This window comes from Agrobacterium sp. 5Ca50, assembly GCF_055381905.1.
In genome coordinates this window covers 3041791-3064415 of sequence record NZ_AP026438.1, presented here as the reverse complement: position 1 = coordinate 3064415, position 22625 = coordinate 3041791, and the positions used below count along the sequence as shown (strand labels likewise).

At 54.4% G+C, this 22625-nt stretch carries 23 protein-coding genes and 1 tRNA gene; 8 read left to right on the top strand and 16 right to left on the bottom strand.

Annotated elements, in window-relative coordinates; all coding sequences use genetic code 11:
* Positions 1–146: 146 nt before the first annotated feature.
* The 4 genes from ACZ5FM_RS14835 to ACZ5FM_RS14820 all read right to left on the bottom strand — a co-directional run bounded on the left by ACZ5FM_RS14835 (position 147) and on the right by ACZ5FM_RS14820 (position 2690).
* Positions 147–932: a rhomboid family intramembrane serine protease gene (locus ACZ5FM_RS14835; RefSeq protein WP_464039106.1), complete on the bottom strand. Its 786-nt coding sequence runs from the start codon at positions 930–932 to the stop codon at positions 147–149.
* 27 nt (positions 933–959) lie between these two features.
* Complete coding sequence (locus tag ACZ5FM_RS14830; protein WP_464039105.1) at positions 960–1538, bottom strand: cob(I)yrinic acid a,c-diamide adenosyltransferase; 579 nt, start codon at positions 1536–1538, stop codon at positions 960–962.
* A 12-nt stretch (positions 1539–1550) separates the two neighbouring features.
* Positions 1551–1748, bottom strand: coding sequence for a twin transmembrane helix small protein (locus tag ACZ5FM_RS14825; protein WP_192491515.1), 198 nt, complete (start codon positions 1746–1748; stop codon positions 1551–1553).
* Positions 1749–1856: 108 nt separating this feature from the next.
* The gene (locus ACZ5FM_RS14820) at positions 1857–2690 is read right to left on the bottom strand and encodes an SDR family oxidoreductase (protein WP_312950024.1); all 834 of its coding nucleotides are present in this window, start codon (positions 2688–2690) and stop codon (positions 1857–1859) included.
* 81 nt (positions 2691–2771) lie between these two features.
* Between ACZ5FM_RS14820 and ACZ5FM_RS14815 the strand changes: the two genes are divergently transcribed.
* Positions 2772–3680 (top strand): YihY/virulence factor BrkB family protein, encoded by a 909-nt coding sequence (locus tag ACZ5FM_RS14815; RefSeq protein WP_192491513.1) that lies wholly within the window; start codon positions 2772–2774, stop codon positions 3678–3680.
* Here ACZ5FM_RS14815 and gluQRS read toward each other — a convergent pair.
* Positions 3651–4547 (bottom strand): tRNA glutamyl-Q(34) synthetase GluQRS, encoded by an 897-nt coding sequence (gene gluQRS, locus ACZ5FM_RS14810; RefSeq protein ID WP_464039104.1) that lies wholly within the window; start codon positions 4545–4547, stop codon positions 3651–3653. The two genes, ACZ5FM_RS14815 and gluQRS, sit on opposite strands and share 30 nt — an antisense overlap.
* An 81-nt stretch (positions 4548–4628) precedes the next feature.
* On the opposite strand from gluQRS, the gene ACZ5FM_RS14805 reads away from it, so the two are divergent.
* On the top strand, positions 4629–5273 hold the full coding sequence (locus ACZ5FM_RS14805) for a DNA-3-methyladenine glycosylase family protein (RefSeq protein WP_464039103.1): 645 nt from the start codon (positions 4629–4631) through the stop codon (positions 5271–5273).
* 100 nt (positions 5274–5373) lie between these two features.
* On the top strand, positions 5374–5931 hold the full coding sequence (locus ACZ5FM_RS14800; RefSeq protein WP_192491511.1) for an HNH endonuclease: 558 nt from the start codon (positions 5374–5376) through the stop codon (positions 5929–5931).
* A 16-nt stretch (positions 5932–5947) separates the two neighbouring features.
* On the opposite strand, the gene ACZ5FM_RS14795 is transcribed toward ACZ5FM_RS14800, so the two are convergent.
* Positions 5948–6463 carry a disulfide bond formation protein B gene (locus ACZ5FM_RS14795; protein WP_464039102.1) on the bottom strand — a complete coding sequence of 172 codons (516 nt, stop codon included), beginning with the start codon at positions 6461–6463 and terminating at the stop codon, positions 5948–5950.
* Between the two features lie 264 nt (positions 6464–6727).
* Between ACZ5FM_RS14795 and ACZ5FM_RS14790 the strand changes: the two genes are divergently transcribed.
* Together ACZ5FM_RS14790 and ACZ5FM_RS14785 are read left to right on the top strand one after the other, a co-directional pair.
* Positions 6728–6812, top strand: a tRNA-Leu gene (locus ACZ5FM_RS14790).
* 239 nt (positions 6813–7051) lie between these two features.
* Positions 7052–8362 (top strand): MFS transporter, encoded by a 1311-nt coding sequence (locus tag ACZ5FM_RS14785; RefSeq protein ID WP_464040478.1) that lies wholly within the window; start codon positions 7052–7054, stop codon positions 8360–8362.
* Positions 8363–8444: 82 nt separating this feature from the next.
* On the opposite strand, the gene ACZ5FM_RS14780 is transcribed toward ACZ5FM_RS14785, so the two are convergent.
* The 5 genes from ACZ5FM_RS14780 to ACZ5FM_RS14760 are packed head-to-tail and all read right to left on the bottom strand — an operon-like array spanning position 8445 to position 13908.
* On the bottom strand, positions 8445–9410 hold the full coding sequence (locus ACZ5FM_RS14780; protein WP_464039101.1) for a glycoside hydrolase family 26 protein: 966 nt from the start codon (positions 9408–9410) through the stop codon (positions 8445–8447).
* A gap of 17 nt (positions 9411–9427) precedes the next feature.
* Positions 9428–9937 (bottom strand): DUF995 domain-containing protein, encoded by a 510-nt coding sequence (locus tag ACZ5FM_RS14775; RefSeq protein WP_464039100.1) that lies wholly within the window; start codon positions 9935–9937, stop codon positions 9428–9430.
* A complete protein-coding gene (locus ACZ5FM_RS14770; protein ID WP_464039099.1) occupies positions 9934–11904 on the bottom strand; it encodes a glycosyltransferase family 2 protein in 1971 nt (656 codons plus the stop codon). The genes ACZ5FM_RS14775 and ACZ5FM_RS14770 overlap by 4 nt, the downstream gene beginning before the upstream one ends.
* The gene (gene galE, locus ACZ5FM_RS14765; RefSeq protein ID WP_464039098.1) at positions 11901–12884 is read right to left on the bottom strand and encodes a UDP-glucose 4-epimerase GalE; all 984 of its coding nucleotides are present in this window, start codon (positions 12882–12884) and stop codon (positions 11901–11903) included. Before galE ends, ACZ5FM_RS14770 begins: the two co-directional genes overlap by 4 nt.
* Before the next feature lies 1 nt (position 12885).
* Positions 12886–13908, bottom strand: coding sequence for a UDP-glucuronic acid decarboxylase family protein (locus tag ACZ5FM_RS14760; protein ID WP_250985555.1), 1023 nt, complete (start codon positions 13906–13908; stop codon positions 12886–12888).
* Between the two features lie 505 nt (positions 13909–14413).
* Here ACZ5FM_RS14760 and ACZ5FM_RS14755 point away from each other — a divergent pair.
* On the top strand, positions 14414–14758 hold the full coding sequence (locus ACZ5FM_RS14755) for a hypothetical protein (protein ID WP_259149461.1): 345 nt from the start codon (positions 14414–14416) through the stop codon (positions 14756–14758).
* A gap of 126 nt (positions 14759–14884) precedes the next feature.
* On the opposite strand, the gene ACZ5FM_RS14750 is transcribed toward ACZ5FM_RS14755, so the two are convergent.
* Positions 14885–15655, bottom strand: a complete 771-nt coding sequence (locus ACZ5FM_RS14750; RefSeq protein ID WP_312950044.1) for a helix-turn-helix domain-containing protein — start codon at positions 15653–15655, stop codon at positions 14885–14887.
* Positions 15656–16405: 750 nt separating this feature from the next.
* Here ACZ5FM_RS14750 and ACZ5FM_RS14745 point away from each other — a divergent pair.
* Together ACZ5FM_RS14745 and ACZ5FM_RS14740 are read left to right on the top strand one after the other, a co-directional pair.
* Complete coding sequence (locus ACZ5FM_RS14745) at positions 16406–17461, top strand: four-carbon acid sugar kinase family protein (RefSeq protein ID WP_464039097.1); 1056 nt, start codon at positions 16406–16408, stop codon at positions 17459–17461.
* Positions 17461–18177 carry a FadR/GntR family transcriptional regulator gene (locus ACZ5FM_RS14740; protein WP_464039096.1) on the top strand — a complete coding sequence of 239 codons (717 nt, stop codon included), beginning with the start codon at positions 17461–17463 and terminating at the stop codon, positions 18175–18177. The genes ACZ5FM_RS14745 and ACZ5FM_RS14740 overlap by 1 nt, the downstream gene beginning before the upstream one ends.
* A 97-nt stretch (positions 18178–18274) precedes the next feature.
* On the opposite strand, the gene ACZ5FM_RS14735 is transcribed toward ACZ5FM_RS14740, so the two are convergent.
* From ACZ5FM_RS14735 to ACZ5FM_RS14720, 4 genes are read right to left on the bottom strand one after another with little or no spacing between them, the layout of a single operon-like run.
* A complete protein-coding gene (locus ACZ5FM_RS14735) occupies positions 18275–19399 on the bottom strand; it encodes an iron-containing alcohol dehydrogenase (RefSeq protein ID WP_464039095.1) in 1125 nt (374 codons plus the stop codon).
* A gap of 12 nt (positions 19400–19411) precedes the next feature.
* Entirely contained in the window at positions 19412–20323 is a 912-nt protein-coding gene (locus ACZ5FM_RS14730; RefSeq protein WP_464039094.1) for a dihydrodipicolinate synthase family protein, read from the bottom strand.
* A complete protein-coding gene (gene pdxA / locus ACZ5FM_RS14725) occupies positions 20310–21272 on the bottom strand; it encodes a 4-hydroxythreonine-4-phosphate dehydrogenase PdxA (RefSeq protein ID WP_464039093.1) in 963 nt (320 codons plus the stop codon). Before pdxA ends, ACZ5FM_RS14730 begins: the two co-directional genes overlap by 14 nt.
* On the bottom strand, positions 21269–22438 hold the full coding sequence (locus ACZ5FM_RS14720; RefSeq protein ID WP_464039092.1) for a sialidase family protein: 1170 nt from the start codon (positions 22436–22438) through the stop codon (positions 21269–21271). Before ACZ5FM_RS14720 ends, pdxA begins: the two co-directional genes overlap by 4 nt.
* Positions 22439–22625 lie beyond the last annotated feature (187 nt).

Below are 22625 nucleotides of genomic sequence, written 5' to 3'. Positions count from 1 at the left end.
TGTGGACAGAGCATACGACCACCATATTTTCGAGTGGGCACATGGATACGCATTTTTTCCATAAATTCAACGGACCATTGCTCATGACGCCATGCGTTGGACTGATATCTGACGTTTACGTGCAGATAAGATAAAGCGGTTTGTTTTCAGCGACCCCATCGGATGCCGCCATTGGAGCGCTGATTTTGCGACACCGGTATTGTTTTTACATCATCGGTCGTGTGTTTGACTGCCTTTGGCGTGACAATTGTCCGGTCAAACAGCGGCACGCCTTTGCGTCGCATGACCAAAACCAGGATGCTGCCAGCCAGAATACCGCCGACATGCCCGGCCCAGGAGACGTTATCGTCCATGCCTGCAGCCAGCATCAGAAACTGTTGGCCGATCCACAGCGCGAGTGGAATAAAGGCCGGTAGCGGAAGCGGGATACGAAACAACACTAGCACCCAAACACGGACTTTCGGATGCAGTAGAAAATAGGCGGCAACAATCCCTGACACGGCTGCAGATGCGCCGATCAGCGGACCTTCCGACATGGGCGCGACCAGACCATGGAACAGGGCGCCTGCCGCAGCGCAAAGCAGATAGAACAGCAGAAACCTGACATGGCCGAGCGCATCTTCAACATTGTCGCCAAACACCCATAAAAACACCATGTTACCAGCGAGGTGCCAGAAATCTGCGTGCAGGAACGCGTAGGTGATCAAGGTGGCGTCATCGGGTATCATCTGCAATGCAGGCTCCAGATGCGCATAGTCGAACACCACTGCTGGAATGAAGCCAAGCCCCATGGCCGCGCGACCGAAGGTTTCGTCTGAAACCAACGCACCGGTCACAAGCCAAACAATTGTATTGATGACGATCAGCGAAATCGTGACGTATTGGGTTTTGATGTGCTTGAGGGAGTTCGAATCATGCAACGGTATGAACATCGATTTTCCTCTGATGCATGATCATTTTCAGCGGTTTTTGCCCGGTACCCAAAGAATATCGGCAGCGCCTCCGTCATTGGTGAAACGCGCTGCCACGAACAGAAAATCGGAGAGACGATTGATGTATTGCAGTGCCGCCGGGCTTACCGTTTCGCCATCGGTAAAAGACAGCTCCACGATTTGCCGTTCTGCGCGGCGGGAAATGGTCCGCGCCAGATGCAGATAGGCCGATGCCGGTGAACCGCCGGGCAACACGAATGAGGTGAGCGGTGAAAGGCTTGCATTCAATGCGTCGATTTCGGTTTCAACGCGGGTCACCTGGGCTGCGATGATCCGCAGCGGTTCATAACCCAGCGGCTCTCCCGTATCCGGCGCGGCAAGGTCGGCCCCCAGATCGAAAAGATCGTTCTGGATGCGCATCAGCATGGCATCCAGTTCGGGAAATGCCTTGGTGTGCAGGCGTGCCATGCCGATGGCCGAATTGGTTTCGTCCACCGTGCCGTAGGTCTCAACACGCAGGTCGTCCTTGCGGCGGCGTGGTCCAGACACCAGAGCTGTGGTGCCCTTGTCGCCGGTGCGGGTGTAAATTTTGTTCAGCTTGACCATGTTTTTCCTGTCTTAACGCCCGCCGCCGGTAATCCACAATGTCAGCATGATCAGCGCAATGGCCAATGCCTGAAGAACCAGACGCAGTTGCATCAGCTTGTTGGATTTGTTGCCATCCGTTCCCTTGAGCATGTTGAACAGGCCACGGATCAGCACGAGAACGACAAGTCCCATGACGATGAGGGCAAGAACTGTTGTGAACCCCGACATGATTTTATCCTTGTTGTTTCCCTGAGGTGCCGTGCGTTTGATACGCATCATCATTTCAAGTTTTCGCAATGCACATTGCGAAACTCTGCTTTGAATTTCCGTTTCTGGCTAGTCGAACTTGCGCAGCAGCCGATAGAACATGTCGGCGGGTAATATCCTCTTCAAAAACGCACCCTGTTTGGCTGGAACGGTAACAAGATAATGCGGCCTCGGTCTTGTTGCGGTCAAGGCATGCTTGAGCACTTTATAGACTGCTTCAGGACCAAGCTTATGCTTGTTAACCGGACCTGTTCCGTCCAGGCGCGCCAGTTGTCTTTCGTACTGCGCCGCATGCGCCGAGTTCTTCAGGTCGATATTGGCCTCGATATGCGAAAGGGCGGTAGCGGTAAATTTTGATGCGATTGGTCCCGGTTCGATCATGCTGACATGGATGCCGCTGCCTTCCAGTTCCATGCGTAAGGTTACACCCAGTCCCTCGAGTGCGAATTTTGAAGCGGTGTAGGCGCCACGATAGCGATATGGCACAAGGCCGAGAATGGATGAGCAATGCACGATGCGGCCCTTGCCCTGCCTGCGCATGAAGGGAATGACGCGGCAGGTCAGGTCATGCCAGCCAAAAACATTGGTTTCAAACTGGCGGCGTAGCGTATCAACCGAGAGGTCTTCCACTGCGCCGGGCTGGCCATAGGCACCGTTGTTGAACAGCGCATCGATGCGTCCGTTAGTGCGGGCGGCAACCGTGTCGACCAGCGCCGCGATCGATGTGGGTTCGGTATAGTCCATCAGGAGGGTTTCAATGCCCTGGTTTTCCAGCGCCGCCATATCCTCAGTTCTTCGGACAGTGGCAAAAACCCGCCAACCATCGTCTTGCAGCGCTGTCGCGCAATGGGCGCCAATGCCGGAGGAGCAGCCTGTAATGATGATAACCGGTTTGTCTGTCATGCCTCTTCCCTGTACAAAGCGATGCTGATTTCCCATATTCGCCACTAAGTTACAATCAGCATGCATGAATCAGGAGGTGACATGTTCGCCACTCTGCGACTGGCCTACAAGGTTGCCTTTGACGCCTACTTCCATTTTGCGGAGGATGACGGCTGGGCAATGGCAAGTCACGTGGCATTGTCTATTTTGCTGGCGCTTTTTCCGTTCCTGATTTTCGGGACGGCATTGGCCGGTTTCCTTGGCGCGGACAGTTTTTCGGAAACAGCTGTTCATCTGATTTTTGATACCTGGCCGGAGGCGATTGCCGCACCCATTGCGGCCCAGGTGCAGCAGGTCCTGACCATTCCGCGCGGGGGACTGCTGACAGTTTCGGTGCTGGCTGCCGCCTACTTTGCGTCTAACGGGGTAGAGGCGCTGCGCATATCGCTCAACCGCGCCTACCGCGTGTCCGAAACGCGCTGGTGGTATGTAACCCGTCTGTGGAGCCTTTTTTATGTGCTAATGGCGGTCATCATCTTTGCTGCAATCAGCACGGTGCTGGTGGCGGTGCCGGTGGCTCTGGCTTTCGCGGAAGTGCGCTTTCCGTGGATGACCGATTTTCTCAGTACTATCTCCAGCCTTGGTGTTTACGGAACTATCATCGTTCTATTTACCGGCTTGGTGATTGCACATCTATGGCTTCCAGCGGGCAGGCGGCGTTTGCTGGATGTGCTGCCGGGCATCGTGCTGACATTGCTGTTCTGGGTGGCTGGCGCGCTGCTTTTTGCTTCCTATCTTGCCACCTTTGCAAATTACACCGCCACCTATGCCGGTCTGGCGTCGGTGATGATCGTGCTGGTGTTTCTCTACATGATTGGGGTGATCTTTATGCTGGGTGCGGAGGTCAATGCCGCGCTGATGAAGTATCAGGTCCGCCGCATCATCAAGCGGACAATCAACGGCAAAACAATCAAGGAAAGTTCAGAGCCCGACCAGGCTGCGGACATCTAATGGTGTTTTGCCGGCTGCGCGCAACGTTGCCAGTCCGGTGCTGCCCTGGCTTTTGGAAAGTTTGCGTCCGTCGTTACCCAGAATAAGCCTGTGGTGATGGTAGCGTGGTGCTGGAAGGCTCAGCAGTTGCTGCAAGAGCCGATGAATGGCGGTGGCATGATAGAGATCCATTCCGCGGACCACGTCGGTGATGCCCTGCAACGCGTCATCGACCACAACGGAGAGGTGATAACTGGATGGCGCATCCGAACGCGATAGCACAACATCGCCCCACTGGGCCGGATCGGCCTTGATTGTTTGATGCTGGCCGCTACCGAACTCGTCCCAGAATAATGGTTCATCAAGCTGGGCAATGGCATTTTTCATGTTCAACCGCCATGCAAAGAGGGCGTTTGCTTCGAGGCGACTTTGTCGCTCGGCCGATGATCGCTGTTTATCGCTATCAGGGTAAAGCGCCCCGCCGTCCGGATCGCGTGGCCATGGCGTGCCACCTGCCTCTGATGCCTTGACGATTGCCTTCACTTCGCCGCGCGTCAGAAATGCCGGATAGGCAAGATCCATGGCAACAAGTTTTTCCAGTGCAAGTCGGTAGTCGTCGAAATGCTGCGACTGGCGCCGGACAGGTTGTTCCCACGTCAGACCAAGCCAGGAAAGATCGTCGTAAATGTCCTGTTCAAACTGCGGAGTGCAGCGGGTCTGATCGATATCCTCTATGCGCAGCAGAAAACGACCCAGGTTTTTTCTCGCCATATCGGCATTCATGAAGGCAGAAAGGGCATGACCCAGATGCAATGGCCCATTGGGGCTTGGAGCAAAACGGGTAACGCAATTTTGACGTGGCAGATCAGACATGATCTCTACAGGCATTATTTTTTTCTGTTTGCCAAGGGTCGGTGGACGTGTTGACCCTAGGCCCTCTAATAGGTTGTGGTTTGACTGGGAAATTCGATGACGGTTATTCGTGGGGATGACGATATTACCAACGGGCTTACGGCCCTGTTTGTGCTTGATCCATCCTTAAGCCTTATTGCCAGCCGGTGTGGACCGGTGCCGCTACGTCTCAGCGAACCCGGCTTTGCCGGTCTTGCCAGTATTGTCGTGTCTCAGATGGTATCACGTGCCAGTGCTGATGCGATCTGGGGTCGGATTGTCGCGGGGACGCAGGTGATGACCGCGGACCGATATCTGGCTGTTCACCCGGATATTGCCGCCGGTTTTGGCCTTTCCCGTGCCAAAGCGCAGACCTTGCAGCGTATTGCCACGGCGGTTGCCGAAGGTGGTCTGGATCTTGAAGCTTTGAGCCAGATTGATGCCGCGACTGCGATGGCCGAATTGACCGCCGTCAAAGGAGTAGGGCCATGGACGGCGCAGGTCTATCTTATGTTCTGCGGTGGCCATGCGGATATTTTTCCGGCCGGGGATGTGGCTTTGCAGGCTGCGGTTGCTCATGCGCTGGACATGGAGGCGCGCCCGACCGCTCGTCAACTGGCTGTTTTGTCAGAAAAATGGTCGCCCTGGCGCTCGGTGGCGGCCCGGCTTTTCTGGTCTTATTACGCTGCAATAACCCGGCGTGAGGCGCTGCCAGTCGCCTGAAATCTGCCTTTCTTTGAGCGCTTCATTTATAGGCTTCACAATACTGTAACAACAGACCTAATATACACAATGCAGATGCCGAATCGATCAGGAGAAGCCCTTGACGATTGCAGTCTCCCCACAGGCTTTGCCAGCGCTCGTTCTGAACGCTGACTACAGGCCACTGAGTTATTATCCCTTGTCGCTCTGGTCATGGCAGGACGCGATCAAGGCGGTTTTTCTAGATCGTGTGAATATCATAGCAGAGTATGATCACTCGGTTTCATCGCCGAGTTTCTCGATACGATTACCGAGTGTCATAAGCCTCAAAACCTATGTGCAACCGGCCAGAAACCCTGCCTTTACCCGCTTTAATGTCTTCTTGCGCGACAAGTTCCAATGCCAGTATTGCGGCTCTCATGACGACCTGACATTCGATCATGTTATTCCGCGTGCGCATGGTGGTGAAACAACATGGCTGAACGTCGTTGCGGCGTGTTCACCATGTAACCTGCGCAAAGGCAGTAAATTGCCGAAACAGGCTGGCATGCTTCCGCACCAGAGACCCTACCAGCCAACCGTGCAGGACCTGCATAATAATGGACGGTTGTTCCCGCCCAATTACCTGCATGAAAGCTGGATGGACTATCTTTACTGGGATACCGAGCTTCAGCCTTGATGAAGCCGGTTCCCGGTCAGATCTTTTTGCGGGTTGCGCCGAAGAAGGCGATTGCGGCCAGCGCTACGCTTGCAATCACGTTCCAGCCCGCAAACGACAGACCAAGCACGCGCAATGCTGCGGTGTTGCACGAAGGCGCCTTGATGGCGTTGAGATCGCTCAACAGGCTGCCGGCATTGGTTGTGATCGATGGTGCGCCGCTGGCGCAGGTCGTCGGACCTTCCCAGAAACCCCATTCAACGCCGGAATGATAAACGCCCATGCCAGCGCCGATCAGCATCGCAATACCAATCAGCACGAGAAATGTTTTGACGGTCCATGAGGGCAGCTTCAGAAGGCTTGCGAGGATGGCGAGAATGCCGAGCGGAATGGCGTAATAATAGGGATCACGCTGCAAGAGGCAAAGCGCGCACGGCGTGTAGCCGCCAATGTGCTGAAAGCCAAGCGCCGAGCCGACGGTGAAGATCATGCCTGCGGTGACCAGAACGGAAGAAATGGTAAGACCGGATTGCGCGGATTGTGTCTGTGCCATGGATTTCACTCTTGCTTTGGTATCTGCGTGATGAAAATTGCCCACGCATAAGACAGAAAAGGAGGGGTATATGGGTGCCGTCCTGCCCGGCCTCATGCTGTAACCTGTAATCCAGTACATGCGGGAATGTAAATGTGGTGAATGTTCCGCTCGACACGGTGATCAAGCAAAGTTTCGTGAATTGCTGATTTTTGTAAAAACCGGTTGACCGGAACCGGTTCATTCGTATAGTCCGGCGCCATACCACAGGACTTCGCTCCTGTTGCCCCTTTGGCGGAATTGGTAGACGCGCCTGACTCAAAATCAGGTTCCGAGAGGAGTGCTGGTTCGATTCCGGCAAGGGGCACCAAAATCTTCACATCGATGATTTGATAAAGATTGCCGCAGGAACGAATTCCTGTTCGGCACGATACCTGTTTTTCGCGCCTAGTTCTTTGGTCTAATGCTATATTGCTGCATCGCAGCATAAACTTGCGCATCGCAGCAATCCGGGTGTATAGCCGTCTTATGGCGCGGCAAAATATCGCATCTCATACCTCCGCGCGCCTCATCTCCAGATAATTACGAATTGGAGTTACTGTGAATAAGATGTCATCAAGTCCGGCTGGTGCTCCAGTCCTGGACCAGAAAACCCGTTTGAAATCCATTATTGGCGGTTCCGCAGGCAATCTCGTCGAGTGGTATGACTGGTATGTTTATTCGGCCTTTACGCTGTATTTTGCGCCGATCTTCTTTCCCTCCGGCAACCAGACCGCCGAATTGTTAAGCGCGGCGGCCGTTTTTGCGGTCGGCTTCCTGATGCGCCCGATCGGTGCCTGGTTCATGGGAACCTACGCAGACCGCAAGGGCCGCAAGGCGGGCCTCACGCTGTCGGTGACGCTGATGTGTCTCGGTTCGTTGTTGATTGCTATTACGCCCGGCCACGAGACCATTGGCATTGCGGCGCCAGCCATTCTGGTATTTGCACGTCTGTTGCAGGGCATCAGTGTTGGTGGTGAATATGGCGCAAGTGCCACCTACCTCAGCGAGATGGCGGGCAAGAACCGTCGCGGCTTTTTCTCAAGCTTCCAATATGTCACGCTGATTTCCGGTCAGTTGCTGGCGCTGGCGGTTCTCTTGGTTCTTCAGCGTGTGCTGACGCCGGAACAGCTCAGCTCGTGGGGCTGGCGTATCCCATTCCTGATTGGCGGCTTCCTCGCCATTGCGGTGTTTTACATCCGTCGTGGTCTGGTTGAGACGCAGTCTTTTGAAAATGCCAAGGCTGATACGGCTGAAAAGCCGAAGTCCAGTGGCTGGGCCCTGTTCCGCCATTATCCGCGTGAAGCGTTGATGGTTATGGCACTGACATCCGGTGGTACATTGGCCTTTTATGCCTACACGACCTACCTGCAGAAGTTCCTCGTCAATACGTCGGGCTTCAGCAAGGAAAGTGCGACGGAGATTACCACAGCTGCTTTGTTTGTGTTCATGCTGTTCCAGCCTGTCGCGGGTGCGCTTTCCGACAAGATCGGTCGCAAGCCGCTGATGGTCGGGTTCGGTGTGCTCGGTCTGTTGTGCACCTATCCGATTTTCTCGACTTTGGCTGTAACGACAAATGCCTTTGCAGCATTCGCTCTGGTTCTTGCGGGTCTGTTGATCGTCACCGGTTACACCTCGATCAATGCCGTCGTTAAGGCGGAACTGTTCCCGGCGCACATCCGTGCACTCGGCGTTACGCTTCCTTACGCGCTGGCCAATACGGTGTTTGGCGGTACGGCAGAGTTCGTAGCCTTGAAGTTCAAGCAGATCGGCCATGAAGAGTGGTTTTTCTGGTACGTCACGATCATGATTGGCCTATCGCTGATCGTTTACATCCGCATGCGCGACACCAAGCATACGAGCCATATCCAAGAGGATTGATCGCCGCCGTATCGCTTGAACAACAAAGCCCCGCAGCCTGTCGTGCGGGGCTTTTTTATGTGTGGTTTGGCATGGCAGCGCTTCAGTTGGTCTGGTCGTTGCGCACCACGCGCCAGTCGGGTTTTCCAAGGTTATGCGGCCATGGATGGACGTCCTTGTCGTTGAAATAGACGACTTCTTCCAGCTTGGGGAACTCGCTAGTTTTCAACGTTACGTCGTTCATCCAGGGTTCGATGTAGGCATCATTGCCTTCATAACCCAGTTCGGCGACCCATATCGGTTTGTTGTATTTTTCCACCAGACTGTATCCCTTTTTGAGGGATTGTCCGAAGGTCCACGGGCCGCCATGTTCGATTTTGTCGAAGGCTTCGAGACCGAACACTGACAGCCCTACAAAGTCGACATAGTTGTCACCGGGATAATAGGCCTGCAGGCCGTCTTCACCCTTTGGCGACCACATCAGTTTGGCATTGGGTGCCTCCTTGCGCACGATATCCATCATGTGGCGGTAGGCAGTGATGTAGTCATTGGGTGCCCAGCCGGACCACGAGAAGCGGCCGGATTTATCTTCCATTTCCTGGCCCCAGCGAATGATGACAGGGCTTTTCATTTGCGAGACCATGCGGGCAATGGCGTGCATGTTTTCGTCATACCCGCCTTGCAGGATTTTCCGCCGCAACTCATCGGAGGTGAGGCGCCAGCTGACGTCCCACGACCAGGGTTCAACGGTAATCAGCACATTGCGTTTGCGTTCCAGCGCATAGGCATCGGCCGTTTTCAGACTATCCAGATCCACGTCTTCCCAGGGCAGGAAGAGGTGTTCGGTTGCTACACCCTGTTGCTGACCAAAGTCGCCATGTGGATCATAGGCACCGAACTTTATGCCATCGGCATGCAGTGTCGGGCGTTTGTCTGTGATGGAACGCAAGGTGGCTGCTGTCATGCCTGCAGCATTTTGTGCCTGTGACTGGACCACCGGGTAGGCCGCGGCGGAAAACAGGATTGCTATAGCCGCTGCGGACAGGATTTTTTTGTTCAGCTTCTTCATGGCTTTCTCCTCTCCAACTATTTTTTGACTGACATGACCTGTTTGGCCGCCAACGCCTGAACGGTTACGCTGTCGGTGTTCACAAGTTTCGAAAATTCATCGCTTGCTCTGGGTTTGGCACTGCGAAACACGTACCAGTCTCCCATTGGCAAACGCTTCTGGTAGATGACATTGCCAAGCCTGCCATGGGAAAAACATGTCCTTGCCTTGGCGGCCTTGCCGTCCGTCGTCCAGGTGGCGTTCATGCACATCTTGCCGAGGTTATCGACAGACCATGTGCCTTCGCCGATGGACTTCTTGCCGTTTTCTTCGGTCATTGCGGTAAAGCGCCGACCTTGCGAATCAAACCGTCCGCCGCCACTTGGCCAGCGCCAGGTTTTGTCCTTGTACATATTCACCACTTCCGATGCTGTCAGAAGCTGTGGGGATTTTTTGACCTCTTTTGCGGCAAGCGCCAGACTTGGTGTCAGCATGCTCATGCTGAGCAGAAGGACTGGAAGCCTGAGGTTTTTGATTATAGTTTTCATGACAGTCTTCCTTTCTCGAGGGACCCATCCTGTCTGGCCTTGGCCAGCATGATGATTCCGTATTGTGGTGGAGTGGGCTGCGGCTTTACCTGCACTTCCTGTTCAGGTTGGATGCCGTGCCATTTCACCCGGAATTTCATCTTTATGGTCTTGGTACCACCAACGCCTGCACCGGAAGCGTTGAAGCGGGTTTCGGTAAAGCTGACATAGGGTTGGCCGTGCGACAGCGCTTCCAGGCCACCAAGGCCATGGGTGTTGAGTTGCACCACCCCGCTGGCAATGATGATGAAGGAAGACACTGTTGCGAGTGCATTGCCCCATGTCCGCGGCAATACCGAGAGGCTGTTTTCCGAAGCGTGCCGGAACATCAAAAGCAGAACGAGGAAGGCGTAAACCGTCACGTTCATGGCTGCGAAAATGTAAAAGCCCTGTGTGCTGCGGCTGTCCGGCGCGAGCATCATGGCGAGCGCTGTGAAGCCAGCCAGCACTATGTAGGGTGCGACGATGCGCAGCGGCAGGCATCCGGCCTTTTCGCCACCTTTCGGTGTGATGCGAAAATCCACGAAAGAACCGTTCATCCTGTCACGGATGGCGACTAGGCAGCCTGCCAGCGACCAGGGCCAACGCAGGAACAGGAAGGCAAATGTTTCCCAGCAAAACGGCCGTGCATCATGCGGCCTGAAGGTTCCGGTTGCCCGCCAGAAGAAGGTGAACACCGTCAGCATCAAGATTGAAGGCAGGAAATGCAGCATGAATTCCGGGTAGCTGACATTGACCAGTGGACGGCCTGCGAGAAGGGCGATAACCGGCATGACGAACATGACTGCCATGACAACGGAAAACAGCGGATACCACATCTGCGAAAACAGAAACTGAAATTGCAGTTTGGCTGGCAGTGCCGGCACATAGTCCTTCGAATACTGCAGAAGAATAGTAACCAGACTACGCGACCACTGGAATTCCTGCACGGCAAGATCTGTGAAGGTTGAAGGCCCGTCACCATGGGCAATAGCGTTCAAGGCATGCACTCCACGCCAGTCACCCGCATTCATCAGTAAGGTGGTGGAATGGTCTTCTGCCAATTCAGGCCCAAGGCCACCCACTTGACGCAAGGCTTTGGTGCGCACGGCATAATGTGAGCCGATACATAGAGGTGCCCAGCCGTTATTATAACCGGTCTGGAATGCGCCATGCAGGCCGGCCTCGACGTATAGCCTGCCGCGTGCCGCCCAGCTTTCGTCGGCATTGGCATCACAAATGCTGGGTGCCGACACATAACCGACCGCGGGATCCGCAAAAGGCTTCAGGATTTCGTGGAGATAGTCCGGTTCCGGTACATGGTCCGCATCGAACTGCGCCACGAAGTCATAACGGGCATACCCATAATGATCGTAGAAATAGGCGAGGTTGCCTTCCTTGCAGCGTGTGCGGCGCGGCCATTGTGCACGGTGATAGGCTTCCACACCCTTGCGGGTGGAAATAAACACACCATGTTCGCCGCACCAGCGGCTGGTTTCCGGTGTTGGATCTTCATCGGCCAGCCAGACGTCGTATTCTATCGGTATTTTCTGTTCGAGCATGGCCAGCATGGTTTTTTTGACCACCGAGAAGGGCTCTGATGGAGCCTTGGTCACCACCATGGCAACACGCCCCTCGGGCAAGGGTGCCTCCGGTTTGACGGCTTTGGCGTTGAGGAAAATCAGCACGAAATAGGCAGGCAGGATGGTGACGTAGAACACCGAGACGCTGACGGCGATGAAATAGGGCATCGACAGCATGTGGTCAGTATCCAGCCACCAGCCCCAGAAATAAACCAGGGTTACCAGCCAGCCTGCGATACCCAGCAGATAGGCAATACGGTTCCACCCGGTGAAGACCGGGTCGAACAGCGCGTCGGACACCCTGGCATGGACCTTATGTTTGGCCTTTTGGGTGTTAACGGTCGTGGTGAACTGTGTCGTGCTCATCGGCTGGTCTCCAGTCCGAATGTCGGTGCAGCAGTGCGGATGATCGTTTCAATGTCCGAGCGTGATGGTGTGAAGCCAAGCACGGCTTTGGCGCGACCAATATCTGCAAATAGTGAGGGGGGATCACCGGCGCGACGCGGGCCGTATTGGACAGGTACCTGCTGGCCCGTTACTCGGTGGATGGCGCCGACGATTTCGGCAACCGATGCGCCACGGCCAGAGCCAAGATTGACGCGCAGGGTCTCGCCACCACCGACAAGATAACGGATGGCTGCGAGATGAGCGTCAGCCAGATCGCTGACATGAATGTAGTCACGCACGCAGGTTCCGTCTTGCGTGTCGTAATCATTGCCGAACACATCCAGCTGCGGAACTTTGTGGGCGGCGGCCAGAAGCGCACGTGGCACAAGGTGGGTTTCTGGCTCATGCCGTTCGGAAAGCTCTCCGCCCGGGTCGGCCCCTGCGGCATTGAAATAGCGCAGGGCGACAAACCGCAGGCCATAGGCTGCGGCATAGTCTTCCAAAGCCATTTCAAAAATCAGCTTGGTACGACCGTAAGGATTGACCGGAATTTGTGGCGTTTCCTCACGGATCGGCAGGATTTCCGGAATGCCATAGGTGGCGCAACTGCTGGAAAAGACCAGTCCTTCGACATGGTGGTCCATGCAGGCTTCCAGCAGTGTCAGGCTACCGGCCACGTTGTTGCGGTAATATTTGCGCGGGTCGGTTACCGATTCCCCGACATAGGCATTGGCAGCGCAATGGATGACGTGGGAAGGGGCAAACTCGGAAAGCGTTGCCCGCAACTTGCTGTGATCGGCAATGTCAGCCGTGATCAACGGTCCCCAGCGCACAGCATCGCTGTGGCCGGTGGACAGGTTGTCATAAGCCACCGGCACCATGCCGGACAGCGATAACGCCTTGCAGATATGGCTTCCTATGAAGCCGGCTCCGCCTGTGACAAGGATGTAGCGGGGCATCTCATACGGCCTCCGCCATTTTTTTTCCGCTGAGCAGCGCATCGAAATAGTGGATGGTCTTTGCGAGGCCATGTTCAAGATTGACGCGGGGTTGCCATCTCAGCTCTTCTTTGGCGCGGGTAATATCCGGCCGGCGTTGTTGCGGGTCATCCACTGCGGCTGGCAGGTGTATGATGCGTGAACTGGAGTTGGTCATGGCAATGACGATGTCTGCCAGTTGCCGCACCGGAATTTCTGCAGGATTACCAATGTTGATCGGGCCACAGCATTCCGGGCTTTTAACCGAGAAGCGCAGGAAACCTTCAATCAGGTCATCCACATAGCAGAAGGAACGGGTTTGTTTGCCGTCGCCATAGATGGTGATGTCCTTGTTCTGCAGGGCCTGCACAATGAAGTTGGAAACAACACGACCATCGTCCTGGCGCATGCGCGGGCCATAGGTGTTGAAGATGCGACCAACCTTGATATCGACGCCAAAATTGCGGTGATAATCGAAGAACAGCGTTTCAGCGCTGCGTTTTCCCTCATCGTAGCAGGCACGCGGGCCGATGGGATTGACGTTGCCGAAGTAGGTTTCCGGCTGCGGGTTGATAAGGGGGTCGCCATAGACCTCCGATGTGGAGGACTGGACAACTGTTGCACCGGTGCGACGTGCCAGTTCCAGCACGTTCAGGGCACCGATCACATTGGTCAAAAGCGTGCCTACCGGATCCCTCTGGTAATCAGGTGGTGATGCAGGCGACGCAAAATTGAAGATGACAGATACATCGAGATCATAGGGGTTGCGCACGTCGTGCTCCACCACGGTCAAACGATTATTGGATGTAAGATGTTCAATATTGGTGCGTCTGCCGGTGGAGAAGTCGTCGAGGCAGACAACCTCATGGCCGCATTGCAAAAGCCGTTCGCACAGGTGCGAACCGAGGAAACCTGCGCCGCCATTGACAAGCGCACGAAGACCCGGCTTCCAGTTTGAATAGATATTGACGTTGGAATCATTGTCATCGGGAACGAACTTACGCATTACACACACTCCTTCCTACCAGGAAACTGCAGTGCCGTTTCCGTGTAGTTGTGTCGCTCGTTTTGATTTTTTGAAATTCCGGCGGTTTTATTACTTGTTGTTGTCGGCCGCCTGTACTTGATTCATGTCCTTTTTTTATTGTTTTAAGAATATCATATTTTATAGTTTGCTTTCGTCAATGCGAAATTTCTAAAATATTACAATTGATTACCGCGGAAATACATTGATTAATCCCATTGTGTGCGTATTTTTAACTATGCCAACATAATGCCTTTCTTATCAAGCAAGAGCGCAAGCCTCACTCAATCGAATGAGGTTAGGGTAGCGTGCGTGCCGAGCCTGAAACGGCGTTCGGTGTACTGGCCATCGGAAGCGATTGTGTGTGGTGTGACATGCTTGCCTTGGTCAGAGGTGCATGAGTCAAATATCAACACGAGTGTGTTTGACGGGCTGTTTGCCGCAAACGCATCGCAGCTGGCCGCGCTTTGCGGCATTGGGGACAAATATGTCTATTATTCATCACCGCACCGGGGCATTGAACCCTGCGCGCCTTGCCAAAATGGCGTGCTCTATTGCCGTTGTTGCTTTTTCCGTTGCGTCCTGTTCCGCCGTCGAGACCCCGCTTCTGTCCGATAACAGCGCACCGAAAATCCAGAACGAAGTCAGTCATCGCGTTTCCGCACCGAAGAAGTCCTATGCCTATGACAAGGCGTCTGTCACGCTGGTCTCAAGCGTTGAAGCGGAGGGCGAGCCTGCTGTTGCCGTTACCAAGGTCAATGATCTCGGTTCATCGCCTTATACCTGCTCGCCGAGCGGTTTTGGCCAGAAGGCTCGCTGCTACCTGCGCTAATATCTGCTTCTGTCAGGCATAACGTGGTGTCGCGGCTCAATGTTGCTTCACAAAAAGCTCATTGAGCCGCGATGAGCTCAGGAGAGTTTCGTACAAAAGCAAACTGCAACTTTTGTACGACGACGCTCAGTTTTTCCATTCGTGATGGGTCATTTCTGCATGGTCGAATGCGAAGAAGCGTGATGCGGCTTCCGTGCGGTTACGCACATGCATCTTCTTATAGATGTTTCGCACATGTACTTTGACGGTATTTTCCGACAGATGCAGCTTGTCCGCGATGATCTTGTTCTGGGTTCCCTTACACAGAAGATCCAGAATTTGGACTTCCCGTGTCGTGAGGCCGTTGAAGTCATGGTGGTGCTGCTTTGCAGCCGACGCCAAGCCAATGGGCGTGCCGGCATGCGGCATGGAATTGGTTGGTGACTTGGTCTCAACAAGACGTCCAAGCAGCGCGGACGGGAAATGTTCTCCGCCCTTGATCAACAGATCGACTGCGGCCATGAATACATCAAGCCTCAGGCTGAGTGGCAATACGCCATCAATGATCCGTGTTTCAACCAGCTGTTTGAGATAGGATTCCAGCATGCCGACGGCATCAATAACGAGGCCGATCGATGCTGAAGGATGTTTTTCCCGGATGTTGTTCAGGGCATCTTGCAACTGCTGGCCAGCAATTCTGTACAGCAGGACCAGTTTCACATCGGATGTATACCCGTCTTCGATTGCTTGTGGTTGGTTAATGCTGATGACATTACACATGGGGAACTTTTTGCCGAGTGCCTCAACCAGGCATTCGGAAAACAGATCCGCATCCGCGATTAAAAGTAATGTCTGGTTTGTTACTGATGTGTTGTTTATGCGTTCTGCATGAGTTATTCTAGAAGATACCATGAACATTTACGCCTCCCTGAGCGATACGCATTTTTTACTTTCTTATTGTGTTTTTTATTTCGAATCCGCGAAATGATGCATGTCCATTGTTATTAATCACTTGTTAATTATGCTAATATGAAAACCTCATTAAAGAAATGACCCGAAATGATTAGGTGATTAAAATTTTGTAAACGTGATTAACGTGCCGATATTTCAAGATTTTTAATTTTGTGGTGAGTCATCGGGTAAATTGGAAATTCAAGGTTTGGTATTTTTGATATATGAAATTACGGGTTGTATTTTATATGGGTAATGAGTTTTTTGCGCTAATATGAGCGCTTGAGAATGGTTTTCTCTGCCTGATTTTTATTTTTCGGCTGTCGCGTGAAATTCTTTTACTTGATGAAATTTGCTCTGAAGTCGCGCTTGCGAAGTTTTCTTTAAGTTTAAATAGAATACCTCTTTTTCTCCGGCGCTGTCCGATTCCATGAATTCAAGGCGTTTTGAGTTCTACGCTCCGGCCATTTGGTTGGGGATTGCTGGCGCTTGGTCTGTGCCTTACCCGGCGCTGTTGTCCGGTGTTTTCTGCTTCAATATTTTGGTGGTTTAGGGAATATGCATTTAGGTCACATTCAACCACACAAGTTGCGATAATTTGTTTTTGACTTGTAAATTTTTGTTGTTTTCATTTCCCGTTATGCGATGATTTACAAAAGAAATTGCGGCCCTTTGAGAGTCCAATTTATGGAAAATTTGTAAAATCGGTACAGCAGCATGAAGTTTGAAGTCGACAGATTAATGATCGTTGCGGATGATTTGACGGGTGCGCTGGATTCCGCTGCTCCTTTTGCCGCTCATGGTTATTCCGTTGCGGTCGTTACCGATCAGGCTGCGTTGGGTGAGGCCGTTGCTGGCGGCGCAGATGTGGTTGCCGTGACCACCCGCAGCCGGGAAATTGCACCGGGTGAAGCCGCCAACCGTGTGGCGCTGGCGCAAAAACAGCTGGTCAGCCGCATGGCGCTGCTGAAAAAGGTCGACTCACGGCTGAAAGGCAATGTCGAGGCCGAGATTTCAGCGCTTGAGTTCGAGCGTGCAGTTGTTTTGCCTGCCATTCCCGAGTTTGGTCGGGTTGTGACCAATGGCATGATCAGCGGTTTTGGTGTTGAAACACCTATCGCCATTGCTGGTCGGCTGGGGGCCGTTGCTGAAAGATCGATCATTCCAGACACCAGCACCGTTGAGGCGATGCAGGCGGCATTGGGTCTTTTGCAGGAAAATGATCTTTTGGTCGGGGCATTGTCGCTGGCAAATGCGCTTGCGGCACAATCGGGTCGCCCGCGACAGGACAGTGTCGGCGTGAAAGGCAACAAGCTGCTGATTGCCATCGGGTCGCGCGATCCGATTACCGTTTCCCAAGTTGGTACCTTGCGCGACGCGGCTTCTCATCTGAATTACATTGCTGCGCCAGGTGGTGCTGTTTCGGAAACAGCCGTTGCTGCCGCGCCACTTTCATCGGCGCTCACACTTATTCAGGCGGTTGACGGTGCAACGGAACTGTCGTCCGTTGAAGTCGCGGACAATCTTGCAACATCGGTTGCGGCGCTTGATGCGGGTTATGACACTTTGCTCCTGTCGGGCGGTGCTTCGGCGGAAGCCTATTTCGACAAGCAGAGTATTCGCATTTTGACCTTGCTGGGTGAAATCATGCCAGGTTTGCCCGTTGCCAAATATGGCGATCGTCATTTCATCACCAAATCGGGCGGTTTCGGCGATGCGGAAACGCTGGTGCAGGTGGCGGAGAAAATTCTCGGACATGAAGGCGTGAAATAATGCGGACAGTGGAGCAGATTTCACATCGTAAAAGCCTCAGCGAGGTGGTGTTTGAACGGCTGAAACATGCCATCAAATCCGGCGCCTATCAGAGCGATGAACGATTGCCCACCGAACATGAATTGGCGGCGGAATTTGAGGTTTCCCGCCCCGTTGTGCGTGATGCCCTGAAGAAGTTACGCGATCTTGGGCTTGTGTATTCGCGTCAGGGGGCTGGCAGTTTCGTGCGCATACAAGGGGTCAAGCAACCCCTTGGGTTCGGGCCACTGGAAAATATTGCCGATCTGCAGAACTGTTATGAATTCCGCATTACCGTGGAACCGGAAGCGGCGGCCTGCGCTGCCGAACGGCACAGCGACACGCAGATCCGGGTCATTCGCCTGGCGCTTGAGGCGTTGCAGGATGCAACGAGCCGGCAAAGGCACCGCGAAGATGCCGATTTCATGTTCCACCTGTCGATTGCGCAGGCTTCGGGCAATACATATTTTTCAACGGCCATGGAGGCTTTGAAAGATCATATTGCCATTGGCATGCAGTTCCATGGCCTGTCGCTGAAGAATTCAGCCAGCGGACTGCGACATGTTTTTGATGAACACGCCGCAATTTATGAAGCGATCCGCACGCGCGATTCCGATCTGGCCAGAAACCTCATGCGCCAGCACCTTCGTGGTTCGCGTGACCGGTTGTTTGAGGGGCGCAGGCCCGAACTTGCTTAGGGGGCATAAGGCTTTCTGTTTTGCACATATAAAAACCCCGGCTTTTGACCGGGGTTTTGTTTGCTGTTTTGAATTTGCAGTGTCTGAGAAGCGGCTTTCAGAACGCGGCGTTATAGATTGCCAGCACATCCTGCGCTGACATGTCCCTTGGATTGTTATCCATCAGTCTACGGATGGCATGGGCTTCATCCGCCCAGCTCTGCAAGTGCTCCTGCTGCGCACCATGTACCGAAAGCTTCATTTCCACACCAAGCGCCTTGCAGAAACCATAGGCCGCGGTCAGCACGGCGGCCGGATCCTTGGAGATAGCAAGGCCAAGTGCATCAAGAACTTCGGCAGTTTTTTCCGCTCGCACCGGCACATTATAGGCCAGCACATGCGGGAAGATGATGGCATTGGCCAGGCCATGCGGCAGACCGAGCCGGGTGCCGAGTGGATAGGCAAGGGCGTGGCCTGCCGCAGTGTTGACGGGTCCTAGGCAGATGCCGCCATAATAGGATGCGAGCATCATGCCGGCGCGGGCTTCGGTATCCTTGCCGTTTTCCACCGCGCGCGCCAGATATTTGCCGACCAGCTGGATGCCCATGCGCGCATAACCATCAATCAGGTCATGGGCGCGAATATTGGTGAAGGCTTCCACACAGTGCGCCATAGCATCAATGCCGGTGGCGGCGGTTACTGCCGGTGGTACCGACCAGGTCAGTTCCGGGTCGAGAACGGCGATGTCGGCCAGCAGGTAGGGGCTTTCGACTGCCTTTTTGGAATGGCTGACACTGTCGGTAATCAGTGCGCGAATACCGGCTTCAGACCCGGTGCCAGCTGTTGTTGCCACCTGAGCCAGTGCTGTTTTGCGACCGGCCACCTTGTTGGGCCCCACAACGTCATCCAGCGACTGCTGACCGTCCCAGAGAGCGGCAACGAGTTTCGCGACGTCGAGAACCGAGCCGCCGCCGAGGCCCACCACCAAATCCGGCTGAACGCTACGTGCCATTTCAATGGCTGCATTAAGCGCCTTGTCATCCGGTTCCGGCGGAATGTCGGAAAACACGGTGATCGTGCCCGTCAGCTTCAGCCGGTCGACAAAACCAAGCGTGTGTTCGGTGGCAATCACCAGAATGCGTGTTGCGCCATTGGCCCATTCGCCCAGCTTGGCAGAGGCGCCAGCGCCTATTTCAAGGCGCTTGGGTTGATGCAGGGTGATCGGTCTAGCCATTCCATCCATGGCGGTTCTCCCTCAAGCTCTTTCAAGCGCGTCCATGCGCGACCAGACATCTGCACGTTCTGCGTCCGACAGTTCGATCAGCGGTGGTGTGACGCGCAGCCAGCCATTGTCGCCGCGACGTTTGGCAACCATGGTTTTCACGGTCGGCAGTTGCACATAGGCGTTGGTCAGTTCGCGCCAGGCGACAATCTTGTCCTGTGCTGCTTTGACGGCGGCTTCCTTGCCCGGCACATTCCAGTTGTCGAACACGAAACGAAGTTCAGCGGCGACAAGATTGGAGCTGGCGGTAATGCAGCCTGCACCACCGGCTTGAATCAGCGGCAGAAGCAGCGGGTCGGCACCTGCCAGCACCCCAAAATCCGGGAAAGCGGCAATCATCGCCTTCATGTTTTCCAGATCGCCTGAACTGTCCTTGATGCCAACAACGACGCCGGGATAATCCTTGCGCAGGCGGGCAATAACCTCATGCGGAATGGCGACGCCTGACACCTGTGGAATGTGATAGAGAACCACTTTCAGGCGGTCGTCTTTCACGCCTTCGATAATACGGGCATAGGCACGGTAGATGCCTTCGGCGCTGACACCCTTGTAGTAGAATGGCGGCAGCAAGACCACGCCGTGCACACCGGCCTGAACGGCATGGCGTGTCATTTCAATGGTGTCGGCAATGGCCGTCTGGGCGGTGCCGGGCAGCAGTTTTTCAGGTGCTACGCCACCGGCAATCGCCTTCTCCAGAATATCCATACGCTGTTTCAGGCCGAAGGAATTTGCCTCGCCTGTGGTGCCAAGCAGAGCCACGCCATCGCAGCCTTCGTCCAGCAGCGCTTTGCAATGGGCGGTAAACAGGTGAAAATCCGGGTTGCCATCCGCAGCAACCGGGGTGGTTGCTGCGCAATAAACGCCGCTGAATTCAAACTTTGCCATGTGCATTCTTCCCGGCTATCAGCTTGCGCGCATAGGCGATGGCTGCGTTCATGTTGACGTGATTGGCCTTGCCGGTTCCGGCAATGTCGAAGGCGGTGCCGTGGTCAACGGAGGTGCGGTCAATCGGCAGGCCGACGGAGACGTTGACGGCCGTATCGAAGGCCACCAGCTTGATCGGGATGTGACCCTGATCGTGATACTGGGCAATCACCAGATCAAACCCGCCCTGATAGGCGCGGTGGAACACGGTATCCGCCGAAATAGGGCCATAAACATCAATGCCTTCGGCGCGGGCCTGGGCAACGGCCGGCGCGATGAATTCGTCGTCTTCGGTGCCGAACAGACCGTTTTCACCGCAATGCGGGTTGATGCCTGCCACGGCAATCTTAGGCTTGGCATATCCGATACGTTTCAGGTGATCATTTCCCGCCTTGATGGTTGCCAGAATACGCTCTGGTTTGGCGCGGTTGATGGCGTCCTTCAACGACACATGGGTTGAAACATGGATCACCTTTAAACGGTCGGACGCCAGCAACATGAAGGCGGACTTCGAGCCGGTCAGTGATGTCAGCATGCCGGTATGGCCATCATAGTGGTGGCCGGCCGAATTCAGTGCTTCCTTGTTGATTGGCGCAGTCACGATGCAGCCAATCTTGCCGGCCATAGAATCTTTAACGGCAGTATCGATGAAGCGAAATGAGGCATCGCCGGAGATGGCGCTGAGTTTACCCCAGGCAACGGGTGCCCCTTCCACTTCCACATCAACGACCAGTCCGGTCAGGTCCAGATCAATGCCGAGCACTGCCTTGGCGGCTTCCAGCTGTTTGAGGTTGCCGTAGACCCGCGTATTGGCGCGGTCCTCAGTGCTCATTTCGACCAGTGCCTTGATGGTGATTTCCGGGCCAACGCCTGCGGGATCGCCCATGGTTATTCCAACGAGTGTGCTCATGCAGTTTCTCCGTCTATCCAGCCCTTGTTCAGCCGGACATATTTGATGGCCCGGCGATAATAGGTGTAGGCCAGATGCAGATTGCCCTGTCCGTCTTCCACCATGGCCGGGTAGGACATTTCCTTGTTGTGACCGTCAATAGAATTGTTGGAAAGGCAGCTGCCGGGGCCATCTTCGACGATACGACGCGTCGGGAAGGTGTGGCCATCATCCGTTGAAACACAAAGCGTGACGGGTGCACGTGGCACACCCCAGATCGGCACGATGCCACCTTCGGCATTCGGGCGATCGTCCTGTTCTTCCAACTCGTCGTAAAGCGATGCACGACGCTGCGAAAATTCGGCTGATGATACCGGGTTGCACAACAGCGCCACACGTCCGTCCCGCAGTGGAATAGCGGCAATCGATGAATTGTTGTTGGGCACGTCGGTGGCAGTTGGCGCTGACCAGCTTCTGCCGCCATCAAGGCTTTGCGTGCGATAAACAAAATCGGCCTGCCTGCGACGGAAGAAGGCAACCATCTTGCCATTGTCCAGTGGCACGATTGTCATATGCACGCAGCCAAAGCTGTCAGGTACATCCGTCACGCTCCAGGACTTGCCGTTGTCGGTGCTGACGGCGACGGCTGCGGTGTCGTGAGTGCCGGTCCAGCGTGCGCCGGGGCGCGGATTGCAAAGAAACAGAGGCAGCATCCAAGCGCCATCATCGCGCACCACGATAGTCGCGCGGATGAAGGTGCCATTTGCAAGACCAATATCGCGCGGGCTGCCAGCGGTCATTGTGCCATCGAATGAGATCGGCCTTGCGATAACGCGGCTTTCATCCTGATTTCCGGAAGGCTGCGCTGTATGGAAAAGGCTGATGGCACCGTTCGGCTCGACAAACAGCATCGGGTTCTGTTCGGAGCGGTTCGGGTCATCGCTCAGCTGACTGGCTTCAGACCATTGAGTGCTCTGAGGTGCCAGCGTGGAGACGTGGATGGAAATGTCGGACTTTCCTTCCAGCGTGCCGCCAAACCATGCGCAGGCAAGCGTGCCGTCGGGCAGGAACCGCAAAAAGGCTGCGTGGTTCTGAATTTTCGGTGAGGGCAAAAATGCCTGCGTCAGTCCGCCTTCGGACGCGGCGATGCGCCCATCCATGCTGGCGGCTATTTCTTCCGGTGTCACTTACGCATCCTCCCTATGATGCTTTTTCACGTTCATCATTGCTTAATTTGATATGTTGTCAAGTTATGTCTATTGTTGTTTTTTGTCGATTTTGACGTTTTGAGTAAATTTTATTGTTTAATATCATATGTTTATTTTCATGAAAAAATTCTTATTCAAACATTAATATCGAACGAATTGACAAATT